This is a genomic window from Nonomuraea sp. SYSU D8015 (assembly GCF_008065375.1).
Taxonomy (GTDB): domain Bacteria; phylum Actinomycetota; class Actinomycetes; order Streptosporangiales; family Streptosporangiaceae; genus Nonomuraea.
The window spans coordinates 217,314-232,109 of record NZ_VJYI01000016.1; the positions used below are offsets into that span (position 1 = coordinate 217,314).

Consider the following 14,796-nt stretch of genomic DNA (forward strand, 5'->3'; position numbering starts at 1 on the left):
CTGGCGGCCCGCAACGCCCGCGCGACAGCGGACGGTGCCATCGACGCGCGGGATTCGCCGGCTGGGGGAGAGCCGGGGCGGGCGAGGCCGATGGCGCAAGGACGGGGTCGGGCGCGCCGGCGGGTCCCATGAGCCCCGGCCCGCACGTCTCGGCGGGTCGCGCCGAGGCCGGGGCAGGCGGCCCGGTGCGCCCCGGTGAGTGTCGGGGAGTCGAGGCGGGGCACGCCGGCGTGGAGGCAGGGAGGGGCGGTCCGGACGCCCCAGCGGGGCGCGGGGCGGGGGAGCAGGCCCGGAGGGCGAGGGGGCAGGTGCGGTCAGGGGGAGGGGTCATCGGTCGTTCCTCCTGTCCTTGGCGATGGCGGCGAGCACCTCCGGGTTGATCGGCCCGAGACCCGTGGCTATGGCCTCGAGCCACGGGCCCTGGCCGCCCATCGTGGACAGGCCGGTGAACGTCGGCCCCGCCCACGCCAGCAGCGAGTTGAGCTGCTCGTTGCTCCCGCTGAGCCGGGTGGTGATGGCCGCGTTGTCGTCCAGCACCTGCACCAGCGCCCGCTCGTGCTCGTTGATCAGCCGCGTGGTGCTCTGCACCAGATCGCTGCCGTCACCGAGCAGCACGCGCAGCTCGTTCCGGCGTCGACGCAGCTCGCTCAGCATGATCTCGATGCCGTCGATGAGCCGCACGAGCTGCTTGTCCTTCTTCTCCAGGACGTCCATGATCTTGGTGCCGTTGTCGAGCAGCCGCTGGAGCTGCGGCTCGCTCTTGCTGATCGTGTCCGAAAGGTCGCCGATGTTCTCCAGCAGCCGGGTGATCCGGCCGCGCCTGGCGAGGTCGACCTTGCCGAGCTCGGTGAGCAGGTCGTCCACGGCCTCGGTGTCCAGCCGCTCCACCAGGCGGGTCGCGTCCTTGATGGCGTCGTTGATCAGTGTGGGCACGCCGGTCCGGTCCATCGGGATGCGCCGCTGCGCCTCGGGGAGCTGGTCCATGTACGGGGGGGCCGACACGGCGCCGGTCAGCTTCAGGTAGCGGCCGCCGAGCAGGTTGGACAGGGCGACGTCGGCGCGGGTGCTCCGGCCGAGCCGCACGCCGTCGTCCACCCGCCAGGTGACGATCACGTGACCCTGCGCGTAGTCGGCGCGCACCTCGGTGACCTCGCCGACGCGTACCCCCGCGATCCGCACGTCGTTGCCGCTGCGCAGCCCGCCGGAGTCGGCGAAGACGCCCGACATGGTGTAGCCGCCCTCCAGCAGGCCGAGATTGCCGACCAGGAACGTGGCGACGAGGATCGTGGCGAGCGTGGCCAGCGACACCAGCCCGACGGCGTACTTGTTGCGGTCGCGGAAGGACTTGAGCGCCATCACCGGCCGCCCACCATGAGCTTGCGCAGGTCCTCGGTGCTCTGGACCCGGCTGTTGCGCAGCGGCGGCGGCGACTGCATCCCGTACGGGCACGGCGCCGGCCCCAGAGCCAGGCAGGGGACCGCGGTGATGAAGTAGTGGCCCCGGTTGACGGTGGAGTAGCCGCGGGCGAGCGACGGCTGCAGCGTGGCGACCGCCTTGTCTATCTTGTCCACGTTGCGCCGGATGCCGCCGGTGAGCCCGGTCAGGTTGTCGACCAGGGCGCCGAGCTCGCCGGCGTTCTTGCCGAGCACCTCGTTCTGGGTGCGGATCGTGGTCGAGAGCTCCACCAGCGAGTCGTCGATCAGCTTGCGGTTGGCGGCGAAGGCGTCCGTCAGCGTGACCAGGTTGTCGACGAGCCGCTCGATCTGCTGGTCCCGGCGGGCGACCACGTCGGTGACGGTGGCGTAGTCCTTCAGCAGCTGCTCGATGGTCTTCCTGCGGTCGTTCACCGTCGTGGTGATCGCGTTGACGTTGTCGAGCAGCCGCGGGATGTTGCGCTGGTTGCCTTTGAGCGACTTGGCGGCCGCGGTGAGAAGCTGGTTGATCTGCTCGGGGTCGAGGCTGCGGGTGAGCGGGCCGAGGTCGCTGACCAGCTCCCCGATGTCCACCACGGAGGAGGTGCGGGCGATGCGGCCGCCGGGCGGCAGCCGGTCCGGCGCGGTGCCGGGCAGCAGGTAGACCACGCGCTGGCCGACGGCGTTGCGCCAGCGGATGGCGGCCTCGGTGTCGGCGGGGACCCGGACCGCGTCCTGCACCTCCATGGTCACCTCGGCCCGGCCGTCCACCACACTGATCGCGGACACCTGGCCCACCGGCGCTCCGGCGATCTTGACCTGGTCGCCCTCGGTCAGTCCCGACACGTCGTCGAAGGTGGCGACGAGCCGGTAGCCGCCGCCGGCGCCGATCCGCTCGATCTGCACGCTGATCAGCACGATCAGCGAAACGGTCAGCCCGACGAACAGCGCGAACCTGACGAACAGCCATCCCCGGCGGGCCATCTCAGCGCCTCCCGTCGGTGGGACCGCAGGCGCCGACGATCAGCTCGCACACGTCGGTGGCGACGAACGCCTCGACCTGGAGCTGGCGGGTGTTGCCCGGGCCCTGCGCCTCGATCAGCTCGTTGAGGAGGTCGACCAGGCGGTTGAACCCGCGTACGCCGTCGCCGGCCAGGCCGAGCTGGGCGTAGATGAGGGCGGCCACGCGCTCGCCCGAGTGCACGCCTGCCCGCAGGTTCTGCCGGTGCTTGCGCAGGCCGTGCGCCGCCTGGCCGGAGACGGAGGTGACCTCCTGGAGCAGGGCGCGCACCTTGCCTGCGCGTTCGAGCAGGTCGGGGGTGATGACGTTGACGTCGGACGAGATCGACACCAGCTCGTCGCCCTTGTCCGACAGGGCCGTGCCGAGCGCGGCGGCGTCGTGCAGGAACTGCCTGGCCCGGTCTCGGTGCCGGTGTGCGACCCCGACGACGGTGCCGGCGTCGCCGATCAGCTCGCGCAGGTGCTTCCCCTCGCCGTCGAGTCCCTTGGCGAGGGTGTGCACGATCACCGTGACCTCGCGCGGGTCCACGGCGTCCAGCCCGCGGTAGGCGTCGCCGAGCGTGTCGGACAGGTCGATCGGCCCCTCCGTCTTCGTGATGATCGCGCCGCTGCCCAGGTAGGGGCCGGTGGTCTCGCCCGTGCCCGGCGTGAGCGCGACGAACTTGGGCCCGAACACCGACGACGGCTCGATGGAGGCGACCGTGGTCTCGGGCACCCTGACGCCGGGCTCCAGGTGCATGGTCACCACGGCCCGGCCTTTGGCGTCGAGTGACACGGCCGTCACGTCGCCGACCGTGATGCCGCGGATCTTGACCGGCGAGTTGGTGTCCAGCCCCTGGCCGGAGCGGGCGAACACGGCGTCGATCCGCGTTCCGCTGATCTCGGTCGCCGTGCGTACGACGAACACCGTCGCCGCCGCCAGCAGGGCGAGCACGGCGAACGCGATGCCCATCCGGGCGGCGAGGGAGAGTTCGAATCGGCCCACCGGCTCACCCCGTCAGCGGTATGTTGCCGCCGCCGCCCCAGAACAGGTACGACAACAGCAGGTTGAGGAGCACGATCGTGACGATCGACTGGCGGATGGCGCGGCCCGCCGCCACCCCCACGCCGACCGGGCCGCCGGTGGCGTTGAAGCCGTGGTAGCAGTGGATCACGATGACCGCGAACGCGAACACGCCCACCTTGGCGACGCTGAAGAGGATGTCGCTGACCGGCAGGTACAGGTAGAAGTAGTAGTCGTAGACCCCGGGCGCCAGCCCGAAGAGCACCGTGCACATCAGCCGCGTGGCGAAGAAGCTGGCGAACAACGCGATGAGATAGATCGGCATCAGCGCCAGCAGCGCCGCCACGACCCGGGTGCAGATGAGGTAGGTGAAGGCGTTGATGCCCATCACCTCCAGCGCGTCGATCTCCTCCGAGATCCGCATCGCGCCCAGCTCCGCCGTGAACGACGAGCCCACCTGCGCCGCCAGCGCCGTGGCCGCGATGATCGGCGTGATCTCGCGGACGTTGGCGAAGCTGCCCACCAGGCCCATGAACGACTCCGCGCCGATCGCCTGCAGCCCCTGGTATCCCTGCAGGCCGACGGTCGCGCCCACGACGAACGCCATCGTGAACACCACGAAGATCATGCCGCCGCCGATGACGGTCGCCCCGACGCCCACGACGACGTCGCTGACCTGCCGTAAGACGACCTTGAAGTAGCGCAGCCGCAGCACCACGTCGCGGACGGAGTAGTACAGCACCTTCCACACGAACAGCGGCCAGTCGGCCAGCGTCGCGAACCGCTCGGCGAGATCCCGCCCCCGGTGGGCGAGCCTCAGGCCGGCCGTCCGCGTCACCATCACAGAGACCTCGGCGGGTAGGCGAGGAAGTAGACCGCGGAGATCACGTAGTTGAACGTGAACACCAGCATGAACGTCACCACGGTCGCCTGGTTGACTGCCCGCCCCACGCCGACCGGGCTGGTGGCGCACGTCATGCCCTTGTAGCAGGCGACCGCCGCCGCGATGAACCCGAAGATCCACGCCTTGAACAGCGTGACGTACAGGTCGGAGGCCACGACGAGGGACAGCGCCCCGTCGAAGTACGCGCCCGGCGTCACGCCCTGCACGACCACGTTGAAGAAGTAGCCGCCGCTCGCGCCCGCCAGGATCACCAGCGGGCACAGGCACACCGCGATCGTGCTGGCCGCCCACATGCGCGGCGTGACCAGACGGTGGATCGGATTGACCGACATGACCTCCATCGCCGACAGCTCGTCGCGGATGTGCCGCGCGCCGATGTCGGACGTCATGGCGCTGCCGCCGGCCCCGGCGATGAGCAGCGCGCTGGCCAGCGGCGCCACCTCGCGGATGAGGCCGACGAAGACCGCGCTGCCGGTGGCCGAGCCGGCGCCGAGCTGCCAGGCCAGCTCGCCCACCTGCAACGCCACGGTTGCGCCCAGCGGCAGGGAGACCAGCAGGACGGGCACGCTGGTGACGCGGGCCAGGAACACGCACTGGTCGACGAACTCCCACCACCAGCTCTTGACGTCCCAGCTGCGGCGCAGCCCCTCCAGGGCGATGACGAACAGGTCGCCGACCTGCCCGAGCACCGACCCGGCCTTGCGTCGGACGTATCCGGACGCATTCCCGGACAGCGCCATGAGCTGACCACCTCCGCCGCCTACGGATCAGTCACCCTACTGACGGCCTGTCTAGTAGTCGACGCTTTCGCGGGAATTTGAGGAAAAGGTATGAGACCCACGTCACACGTTGTCAGCCCAGCACGAAACGTGTCCGCTTCGTTACACCAGTGCACCCATCCAGGACTCGACCTCGTCCGCGCGGCGGGGAAGCCCGCCGGACATCAGGGCGGCGCCGCCGGCGGTGACGACGAGGTCGTCCTCGATGCGGATGCCGATGCCGCGCAGCTCCTCGGGCAGCGTCAGGTCGTCCGGCTGGAAGTAGAGTCCGGGCTCGACGGTCAGCACGTGGCCCTCCTCCAGGACGCCGTCCAGGTAGACCTCCGCCCGCGACCGCGCGCAGTCGTGCACGTCCAGGCCGAGCATGTGGCCGCTGCTGCACAGCGTGTACCGGCGGTAGAGTCCCGTCTCCATGAGCTCGTCGGTCGAGCCTTTCAGCAGGCCCCAGTCGCGCAGGCCGTCGCAGATCACCCGCATGGCCGCCAGGTGGAAGTCGCGGAAGCGGGCGCCCGGCCGCAGCGTGGCGATGGCCGCCGTCTGCGCCTCGTACACCAGCTCGTACGCCTGCCGCTGCACCGCGCTGAACCGCCCCGACAGGGGGAACGTCCGGGTCACGTCGGCCGTGTAGAGCGTGTCGCACTCCACGCCCGCGTCCAGCAGCAGCAGGTCGCCGGCGTTGAGCGCGCCGTCGTTGCGGATCCAGTGCAGCACGCACGCGTGCGCCCCCGAGGCGACGATGCTCTCGTAGCCGACCGCGTTGCCCTCCAGCCGCGACCGCAGCCCGAACACGCCCTCCAGGTACCGCTCGCCCCGCGGGTGCCCGAGCGCCTGCGGCAGCGCGCGGACGACGTCCTCGAAGCCGCGCACGGTGGCGTCCACGGCCGACTGCAGCTCGCCGAGCTCCCACTCGTCCTTGACCAGCCGCATCTCCGCCAGGAACGACTCGAACTCCGCGTCGCCCGAGCCGCGCGGCACCCGCGCGTCGACCGAGGCGTCCACGCCGCGCAGCACCCGGGCGGGCCCGTCCAGCTCCAGGTCGCGGATGTGCCGGCACTCCACCTGGTACAGCTCCGCCGCCTCGGCCAGGTCCGGGCGGCGGCCGGCCCAGAACTCGCCGTAGCGGCGGTCGCGGTAGAACTCCTGTCCCTCCTCGCGCGGCGAGCGCGGCCGCACGTACAGGACGCTCTCCCCGGACGGCTCGACGACCAGCACGTCGTCCGGTTCGCCCGCGCCGGTCAGGTACGAGTACGCGCTGTGCGGCCGGAACCGGTAGTCGCAGTCGTTGCTGCGTACCTTGAGCGTGCCCGCCGGGATCACCAGCCGCTCGCCGGGGAAGCGCGCGGCCAGCGCGGCGCGGCGCTTGGCGGCCCAGGGCGCGATCGGCAGCGCGGTCACGTCGAGGCGCCGGGTGTCCGCCCAGCCGGTGCGCATGAACGCGGCCAGCTCCTCCGTGATGGGCAGGTCGTGGCTTCCGACGTTGAGCGGCTCGGTCATCTGGCTCCATCCCTGGTTAGGCGGGTTTTGGCTCCCTGTACGTAATTTGTACCGGAAGCAGCCTAGGGGAATGGTTGACGCCGTCCCCACGGGCTTGTTTGCCTTGACCCAAGGTTTGGAACACTGAGGGCAGAGGTGGTGCACATGCTCATCGGGACGATCCTTCGCGCCAAGGGCAGCGACGTGACGACGGTGGCTCCGGAGTCGTCCGTCCGCGAGCTGCTCGCCAAGCTCGCCGAGCACAACATCGGCGCTGTGGTGGTGTCCACCGACGGCGTCACCATCGCGGGGATCGTCTCCGAGCGCGACGTCGTGCGCCATCTGCACGACCGCGGCGCGGCGGTCCTCGAGGAGCCGGTCTCCGCCATCATGACGACGGACGTCCGCACGGTCGGCCCCGGCGACAACGTCGACGCGCTGCGGCGGACCATGACCACCCAGCGGTTCCGGCACATGCCCGTGGTCGAGAACGGCCGCCTGGTGGGCATCGTCAGCATCGGCGACGTGGTGAAGAGCGCCATCGAGGAGCTGGAGACGGAGAAGGCGTCCCTCGTGGACTATCTCCACCGTTGACAGGGATGGCACGCTTGGGTCCGTGATGTACGGGCCGCCTCATGGATATCCCCCGCCCGAATACCCGCGGGCGACGAGCAGTCCGCCGATCATCCTGCTCGTCTCGGGGCTCGCCGCGCTGCTGGGCTTCCTGCTGGGGATCTTCGTGGGGTTCGGCGCGGGGTCGCCGTCCGAGTCCTCCGAGCCCAGGGTCACGGTGACGATCGAGGACACCCAGCCGCCCACCGACCAGCAGCAGCCGACCGAGGCGCCCCAGCCCGGCGCCACCCAGCCCGGCGCCACCCAGCCCGGCGCCACCCAGCCGGGGCCCACGCAGCCCGGCGCGACGCAGCCCGGGGCCACGCAGCCGGGCGCCACACAGAGCGGCTCGCCCGGCGGGACGGGCGCCGACCCCGTGACCAACTCCGCCGCCCTGCGCATGCTCATCGTCGGCAAGGACATCCAGCCGGGGAAATACCGCACGGCCGGGCCGGCCGCCGGGTTCACCACGTGCTTCTGGGCCCGCATGAAGGGGACGTCCGCGAGCCCGGCGGACGTGATCGCCTCCGACATGCCGACGGGCCCGTCCACCGTCACCATCGAGGCCACCGACAAGGCCTTCTCGACCGGCGGATGCGCGGAGTGGATCCGAGCATGATTCTTTTGCGGAACTGCTGGAAGCCCGCGCTCGACACCAGCCGGCAGTGGCAGCTCTCCTCCCTGCCCGCGAAGCCCTACCAGCCGCTGGAGCTTCAGCGGGTTGAAGTAGCCCATGCGGGAGGGGAGGATGCGCTCAGCCCATCAAGGAGGATGACATGTCGGTGTTGCAGAGCTTCGTGGACCACGTGCGCAGCGGCGCGATCGAGGTGATCGACCTCACCGCGCCCCTCTCGTCCGAGACGCCGATCCTCCAGCTGCCCGGGCCGTTCGGCAACACGATCCCGTTCCGGCTGGAGGAGATCAGCCGGTACGACGATCGCGGCCCCGCCTGGTACTGGAACGACATCCACACGGGCGAGCACACGGGGACGCACTTCGACGCCCCCATCCACTGGATCACCGCCCGCGACGGCCAGGACGTCTCCCAGGTGCCGGCCCGCAGCCTGATCGCGCCCGCCGTCGTGCTCGACTTCTCCGCCGAGGCGTCCAAGGACCCCGACTTCCTCCTCCAGGTCGACCACGTCAAGGAATGGGAGCGTGCCAATGGGCCGCTGCCCGACGGCGGCTGGCTCCTCTACCGCACCGGCTGGGACACCCGCGCCTCCGACCAGGCCGCCTTCCTCAACGCCGACGAGACCGGCCCTCACACCCCGGGCATCTCCGTCGAATGCGCCTCCTGGCTGGCCTCCGACACGCCGATCATCGGGGTCGGCGTCGAGACGGTCGGCACCGACGCCGGGGCCGCCCACTCCTTCGACCCGGCCTTCCCCTGCCACTCGTTCCTGCTCGGCGCGGGCAAATACGGCCTGACCCAGCTGCGCAACCTCGACCGTCTGCCCGTCACCGGCGCCGTCGTGGTCGCCCCGCCGCTGCCCATCGTGGGCGGCTCGGGCAGCCCCGTCCGCGTGCTGGCCCTGGTAGAGCGTTGATCGTCGCGGAGGCCGTGGGCCGGGCCCTGGCCGCGTGCGGCGCCGGGGCCGTCTTCGGCGTGGTCGGCAGCGGCAACTTCCACGTCACGAACGCCCTCGTGGCGGCCGGCGTGCGCTTCGTCGCGGCGCGGCACGAGGGCGGGGCCGCCACCATGGCCGACGCGTACGCGCGGATGAGCGGGCGGGCCGGGATCGTGTCGGTGCACCAGGGGCCCGGGCTCACGAACGCCATGACCGGCATCGCCGAGGCCGCCAAGAGCCGTACCCCACTGATCATCCTGGCCGGTGAGGCCACCGACGCCCGCTCCAACTTCCACATCGACCAGGACGCGCTGGTCGCGGCGGTGGGGGCGGTGCCGATGCGGGTCACGTCCGCGGAGGGGGCGTGGGAGCAGGCGGTGGAGGCGTACCGTGTGGCCACGGAGGAACGCCGCACCGTCCTGCTGAACCTCCCGCTCGACATCCAAGCCCTCCCCGTCCCCTCCGAGCACGCCCGGCCGGATCACACTCCCGCCACTGTCCCGGGCATCGGCCCGTCGCGCTCGCGGGCCACCGTCTACGGGGCCGACCCGACGCGCCCGGCCGCCACCGTCGAGAGGGCCGCTCCGGCGCCCTCGCCCGACGCCGTTCAGAGGGCCCGTCCGTCCCTTCCCGCAGACGGTGAGGTGGAGGAGCTCGCGCGCCTGCTGGCGGAGTCGCGACGGCCCGTGTTCATCGCGGGGCGCGGCGCACGGCATGCGCGGCGGGAGCTGGAGGTCCTGGCCGACCGCGTGGGCGCCCTGCTGGCCACGTCGGCGGTGGCCAAGGGGCTGTTCCGGGGCAGCCCGTGGGACCTGGACGTGAGCGGCGGCTTCGCGACCCCGCTGGCCGCCGAGCTGATCCGCGGCGCGGACCTGGTCGTCGGGTGGGGGTGCGCCCTCAACATGTGGACCACCCGCCACGGCTCACTGATCCCGGCGGACGGGAAGGTGGCCCAGGTGGATCTCGACCGGGCGGCGCTCGGCGCACACGTGCCCGTCGACCTGGGCGTGGCAGGCGACGTGGCAGCGGTCGCCACCGCCCTCACCGCCCACCTGACCATCCCGCCCACCGCCCCTACCGCCCCGCGAGCCGGCACGACCGCCCCCAGCGCCGCACCCGCCGCTCCGCGATCCGGCACGACGGCCGCATCCGCCGCCGCCGAGCCCGCCGTACCGGCCGTGGAGGCCGGCGGGCCGGTCGGTGCCGCGGGCTATCGCTCACCCGAGATCGCCCGCCGCATTCAGGCCGAGGGCCGGTGGCGGGACGTGCCGTACGAGGACGAGAGCGGCGACGCCCGGATCGATCCGAGGACGCTCTCCATCGGCCTGGACGACCTGCTGCCGATGGAACGGATCGTGGCCATCGATTCCGGAAATTTCATGGGATATCCGTCGATGTTCATCGATGTCCCGGACGAGGGCGGGTTCTGCTTCACGCAGGCGTTCCAGTCGATCGGGCTCGGCCTGGCGACGGCGATCGGCGCCGCCGTGGCCCGGCCGGACCGGCTCCCGGTGGCCGCGCTCGGCGACGGCGGCGCCCTCATGAGCATCGCGGAACTGGAGACCGTCGTCCGCCTCGGCCTGCCGATGATGATCGTGGTGTATGACGACGAGGCGTACGGCGCCGAGGTCCACCACTTCGGACCCCACGGCCACCCGCTGGACACGGTCACGTTCCCGCCCGCCGACCTGGCCGCCATCGCCCGGGGACACGGCTTCGCCGCCGTGACCGTCACCGAGCAGGCCGACCTGGCCGGCGTGGCCGACTGGCTCAAGGGGCCGCTGGACCGGCCGCTGCTGATCCACGCCAAGGTCACGCGGGAGCGCGGCTCCTGGTGGCTGGAGGAGGCGTTCAAAGGCCACTGATCCGCCGGCCAAGGCCCGCTGGTCCACGGGGCGAGGCCGCTGGTCCGCGGAGCGGGGCCGCTGGTCCACCGGGCAGGGCCCGCCGCGGGGGCAGGGCCCGCTGATCCGCGGGCGTCCGCGGATCAGCGGCCACCGGAGTCAGCTCTTGGGGAGGACCACGATGGCGTCCCCGTCCGGCCGCTCGCCGGTGCTGTCGCTCGGCGTGCCCTGTAGCGCACCGCCGACGACCATGGCCGTCGACCCGCCGCCGTCGAGATTGATCGCGTCCACCGCTCCCAGGCTGCGCATGACCTCGGCGACCTCCGGGATGCTCAGCCCCACGCTGTGCGCGGGGCGGCGCCCGTCGACGGTGAGCAGGATGATCTGCCCGTCACGGCCGACGCCCGCGGCCGTACGCGGGTTCCTGCGCAGGTACCAGCCGTTGTAGAAGGCGCCGCGGTCGGCGCCGCCGATGTCCTGCGGGCTCCACCCGTCCCGTACCGGGTCCAGCGCGACCGCGCCATCGCGCAGCAGCAGCGGCCCGCCGTTGACGATCGAGCTCTGCGGCCGCAGCGGCAGCGGCGTGCCGCGTTCCGCGTCGATGACGGAGCGGCTCAGCGCGAGGTGGGCGCCGGGGCGGGCGTGGTCGCGCAGCCACTGGGCGCCGGTGCCGGTGCCCTGCAGGACGGTGCCCTGCGCGGACATCGCGCCCCCGAGCCCGTCCTTCGCGGCCACGACGACGCCTCGCCGGTCGATCGTCACCTGGTGGCCCTCGCCCTCCGGCAGCCGCGGTCCGAAGACGGGCGTGAACGCGATCACCTCGTTGTCGTTTCCGCAGGTGTAGTCGTGAGCAGGCTGCGCCAGCGGGTAGGCGTCCCCGACGCCGCCGCAGTTGACGATCAGGCCGGGCCTGCGGTTGAGGCCCGTGACCTCGCGGCGGACGCCGCTCGCGGCCCGTGCCGACAGGCGGGTCTCGAGCCGTCGTACGGCGGCGCCGCTTCCCGAGCCGGTGGGGACGACCAGGGCCGGGCGGCCGTTGACGGCTTCGGAGACGAGGTCGCCGCGGACCACGGAGATGCCGGCGAGGTCGCCGTCGGTGCCGGCGAGCCCGGGGCCGGGCTTGCCGCCGTCGCCGGCGGAGATGACGAAGTAGCCGCCGTTGACCGCGGCCAGCGCCTCGGTCCGCTGGGCGATCGAGCTGGTGGTCTCCCGTCCCGGCACGATCCCCGTGGCCAGTTCGGACCCGAGCCGTCCGCGGAAGCGGCGTGGATCGATGACGAGGAGGTCGATCGACCAGGGGCCGGTCGTCGGGTGACCGTCCTCGCCGGTGAACTGGACGCTGCCGCGCAGGCCCTTGGCGGCCAGGCCGTCCGCGGCCGCCTGCGCCGCCTGCTGATCGGCGTGCTTGCCGACCCGGACCATCCAGCCGAGTGGCCGGTCGTCCGGGCCGAGCGGCGAGGCGCCGGCGGCGGGGTCCCGGCGCGGCTCGTACCCCGCCGCGCGGATCCGCCGCTCCAGCTCGCTCGCCTCTTCCTCGGTGGTCGCCACGCCGATCGTGACCGTCCAGAAGTCGCCGGGGGAGCTCTGGCCGCGTTCGATGGCGACGTGGGTGACGCCCGGGGCCACTTGGCGGGAGGTGCGTTCCTCCCGCAAGGACGCCGGTCCGAGCGGGAGGCGCGCGGCCGACGTCACGGACACCGGTCCGGACGGCAGGCGCTCTGCCGACGGGATCGGCGCGGCCGTCGCGACCTGCCCGGCGACGAGGCAGGCCACGGCCAGCCCGCCGATCACTCCGAAACGTCCGGCTCTACGGCGCATGACAGTCCTCTCTGATGGGGAAGGGCCGGCTCACCCGTGGCCGGCGATGGTCGGCGCCGAGTGTCAGGACTCGACGTCGATGAAAATGGGGTTGGTGTAGAACCAGATGTCCAGCCACGGGTCTCCGTCGCCGGGCGTGTGGGCGATCGGCCCGTGCGGGTCGATGTCGCCGCCGAGCAGACCGGGACCGTGACGGCGCCCGTCGCTGCCGCGCAGCCGCAGGTAGCACGGCTCGGTGACCGGGCCGACGGGGATCCGCAGCGTGTACGTGCCGGTCCTGCCGCCGACGTCGAAGCTGCGGACCACCCGGGTGTCCGGCGCCCTCCAGGAGTCGCGGTCGGCCGCGGGGCCGCGGACCACTCCCTTGATCACGTCGACGTGGGCGAGCTTCGGCAGCTCCCCGTGGTAGTTCGGGCGGGACGCGGTCGTGATGGTGACCAGCAGGTGCAGCGGCTGCCCGCGACGGGCCCGTACGCGGCCGCCGAGCGTGGCGCCGCTGCCGCCGCCGGATCTGCCGACGAGCCGGACCTCGATGCCGTCGATGAGCTGGCCGTGGTCCACCCACACCCGGCCCGCCCGCAGGCCCTCCATCACCTCCAGGTAGCCGTACTTCCGCACGCCCACGTGGGTGCGGCTGAACTGCCCGGGCCAGAAGTCGCTGCCCGGCTGAGGGGTGCCGGTGTCCACCGGGTCGGGCAGCCTGCCGGTGTCGTCGAAGCTCTGTCCGGCAGGCCAGTCGCCGTTGCGCCAGGTGTCGCCGACGGTCCGTGGTTGTCGGAGTTGGAGGTGATCGAGAACAGCCGGCCCTCGGACAGCAGGGCGTCCCACAGGCCGCCGACGGTGGCGGTCATCCAGTCGAAGCCGCCATAGGTCACGTACGCCTCGCCGGGATAGCCCGGCCACGACTGCCCGGACGGCTTGTTCTCGTACTCGCCGCGGATGCTGCTCGCGCCGCGTCCGGGCAGGGCGGCGCCCTGCGCACCCGGTGCGCCCTCCATACCGATCATGATCTCCGGATCGGCGTCGTTCCAGGCACGCAGCTCGTGCGGCGAGTCGATGCCCAGCCGGGACGGATGATTGGCCAGCACCAGCACGTCATCGACGAAACCCGCCCGCTTGCGCTCGGCCAGCCATTTGATCGCCTCCACCGCGAGGGCCTCGTTGGCCGCCGTGCCGGCATGCGTAGGACCGCCCTCGGTCCGCTTCAGCAGCTTGCCGTCGTAGGCGAGTTCGAACTGGCGCAGGATCTCGGCCTCGTTCTCGCCCGGAGCGGCGAACACGGTGCAGTGCTCTGCCGCGGGGATGTACCACTCCAGACCCTGAAAGATCAGCATGCGCGGGTTCTCGGCGCGTGCCTTGAGCACCTCGGCGTGTTCGGCGAGCGCACCACCGGCGTTGGCGTGGCCGAAGTTGCTGTGCTCGGTGAAGACCATCCAGTCCAGGCCGAACTGGGCGGCACGCATCGCCTGCTGGGAGAAGGTGTACTTCGCGTCGTGGCTGTAAACGGTGTGCACGTGGTGGTCACCGACGAGGTACGCCAGCTCGGGGTCGTCCCCGCCGGGCTTGCCCTGCCGGGCGGCGGCCGGCTGGGCGCCCCCACTGGAGACGGCGCCGGCGATCGAGGCCGCGGCGAACCCCGCGCCGAACAAGCCCGCCCGGCGGAGCAGACCGCGCCGGGCCACGCCTTGAGTGTCCAGCCGCTCTTCCTCGACGTCGGGGTCGGCCCAGACGGGCAGCGGGTGCCGCTGGCCCGAGTCCGATCCCGTCCAATGCCGCTGTCCGGCCATGTGCCCATCCACCTCGGTCGTGCCGTTGTCTGGCCGAACGCTAGGCCAGGCAGATGGCGGGACGGTGATTAACGGTTGGCCGAATCCAGAAGCGTGAGCTGACCGCAAGAGGACGCCCGGCAGCCGCCGCGCACCTAGAGCTTGCGGAAAATGCGGGCCTCCTCGGCCGCGGCCAGCACGTCGGCCAGCGGCGCTCCCGTGCCCGCCGTCACAGCCGCCGCGATCGCGCCCTCCACGAACGGCGCATCCGCCAGCACGACCCGTCCGGGCTCCTCCACCAGCCGGGCGGTGAGCACCGAGCTGCCGATGTCAGGCACGAGGAGCACCCCATCACCTTGATCGACGGCCTGTATCGCCGCCTCGATGAGGTCCAGACTGGTGCCCAGCCCACCGTCGTCCGTCCCACCGGCCACCGCCACCGGCGCGTCGTGCCCGGCGATCCCGCGCACCAGCGCCGCCGCCTCCGCCGCCAGCCCCGCACTGTGCGACACCAGCACCAGCCCCACCATCACCCAACCTCCGCCCGCGCCCGCAGGGGCCGTTTCGCGAGGATCCCGTGGCCCTCAAGGGGCG

At 72.2% G+C, this 14,796-nt stretch carries 14 protein-coding genes; 4 read left to right on the forward strand and 10 right to left on the reverse strand.

Features of this window, described 5'->3' with window-relative positions:
* Positions 1-327: 327 nt before the first annotated feature.
* From ID574_RS44440 to ID574_RS44465, 6 genes are all read right to left on the reverse strand, one after another.
* Positions 328-1,356, reverse strand: a complete 1,029-nt coding sequence (locus tag ID574_RS44440; protein WP_188195142.1) for an MlaD family protein — start codon at positions 1,354-1,356, stop codon at positions 328-330.
* The gene (locus ID574_RS44445; RefSeq protein ID WP_188195074.1) at positions 1,356-2,396 is read right to left on the reverse strand and encodes an MCE family protein; all 1,041 of its coding nucleotides are present in this window, start codon (positions 2,394-2,396) and stop codon (positions 1,356-1,358) included. The genes ID574_RS44440 and ID574_RS44445 overlap by 1 nt, the downstream gene beginning before the upstream one ends.
* 1 nt (position 2,397) lies before the next feature.
* Positions 2,398-3,417 carry an MCE family protein gene (locus ID574_RS44450; RefSeq protein ID WP_188195075.1) on the reverse strand — a complete coding sequence of 340 codons (1,020 nt, stop codon included), beginning with the start codon at positions 3,415-3,417 and terminating at the stop codon, positions 2,398-2,400.
* A 4-nt stretch (positions 3,418-3,421) separates the two neighbouring features.
* Entirely contained in the window at positions 3,422-4,276 is an 855-nt protein-coding gene (locus ID574_RS44455; RefSeq protein WP_188195076.1) for an ABC transporter permease, read from the reverse strand.
* Positions 4,276-5,079 carry an MlaE family ABC transporter permease gene (locus ID574_RS44460; protein WP_188195077.1) on the reverse strand — a complete coding sequence of 268 codons (804 nt, stop codon included), beginning with the start codon at positions 5,077-5,079 and terminating at the stop codon, positions 4,276-4,278. The genes ID574_RS44455 and ID574_RS44460 overlap by 1 nt, the downstream gene beginning before the upstream one ends.
* A gap of 141 nt (positions 5,080-5,220) precedes the next feature.
* Positions 5,221-6,612: an aminopeptidase P family protein gene (locus tag ID574_RS44465; protein WP_188195078.1), complete on the reverse strand. Its 1,392-nt coding sequence runs from the start codon at positions 6,610-6,612 to the stop codon at positions 5,221-5,223.
* A gap of 144 nt (positions 6,613-6,756) precedes the next feature.
* Here ID574_RS44465 and ID574_RS44470 point away from each other — a divergent pair, with 144 nt between their 5' ends.
* The 4 genes from ID574_RS44470 to ID574_RS44485 all read left to right on the forward strand — a co-directional run bounded on the left by ID574_RS44470 (position 6,757) and on the right by ID574_RS44485 (position 10,639).
* Entirely contained in the window at positions 6,757-7,185 is a 429-nt protein-coding gene (locus ID574_RS44470; protein WP_188195079.1) for a CBS domain-containing protein, read from the forward strand.
* A 22-nt stretch (positions 7,186-7,207) separates the two neighbouring features.
* Positions 7,208-7,822, forward strand: a complete 615-nt coding sequence (locus ID574_RS44475) for an Rv1352/Rv1906c domain-containing protein (RefSeq protein ID WP_188195080.1) — start codon at positions 7,208-7,210, stop codon at positions 7,820-7,822.
* Positions 7,823-7,979: 157 nt separating this feature from the next.
* The gene (locus ID574_RS44480) at positions 7,980-8,753 is read left to right on the forward strand and encodes a cyclase family protein (protein WP_188195081.1); all 774 of its coding nucleotides are present in this window, start codon (positions 7,980-7,982) and stop codon (positions 8,751-8,753) included.
* On the forward strand, positions 8,750-10,639 hold the full coding sequence (locus ID574_RS44485; protein ID WP_188195082.1) for a thiamine pyrophosphate-binding protein: 1,890 nt from the start codon (positions 8,750-8,752) through the stop codon (positions 10,637-10,639). The genes ID574_RS44480 and ID574_RS44485 overlap by 4 nt, the downstream gene beginning before the upstream one ends.
* Before the next feature lie 138 nt (positions 10,640-10,777).
* Here the strand turns inward: ID574_RS44485 and ID574_RS44490 are convergent, their stop codons facing one another.
* From ID574_RS44490 to dhaM, 4 genes are all read right to left on the reverse strand, one after another.
* Positions 10,778-12,436 carry a phosphodiester glycosidase family protein gene (locus ID574_RS44490; protein WP_188195083.1) on the reverse strand — a complete coding sequence of 553 codons (1,659 nt, stop codon included), beginning with the start codon at positions 12,434-12,436 and terminating at the stop codon, positions 10,778-10,780.
* A gap of 63 nt (positions 12,437-12,499) precedes the next feature.
* A complete protein-coding gene (locus ID574_RS60745; protein ID WP_223167704.1) occupies positions 12,500-13,054 on the reverse strand; it encodes a hypothetical protein in 555 nt (184 codons plus the stop codon).
* Positions 13,027-14,223 carry a PHP domain-containing protein gene (locus ID574_RS44495; protein WP_223167705.1) on the reverse strand — a complete coding sequence of 399 codons (1,197 nt, stop codon included), beginning with the start codon at positions 14,221-14,223 and terminating at the stop codon, positions 13,027-13,029. The genes ID574_RS60745 and ID574_RS44495 overlap by 28 nt, the downstream gene beginning before the upstream one ends.
* Positions 14,224-14,357: 134 nt before the next feature.
* The gene (gene dhaM / locus ID574_RS44500; RefSeq protein ID WP_188195144.1) at positions 14,358-14,732 is read right to left on the reverse strand and encodes a dihydroxyacetone kinase phosphoryl donor subunit DhaM; all 375 of its coding nucleotides are present in this window, start codon (positions 14,730-14,732) and stop codon (positions 14,358-14,360) included.
* Positions 14,733-14,796 lie beyond the last annotated feature (64 nt).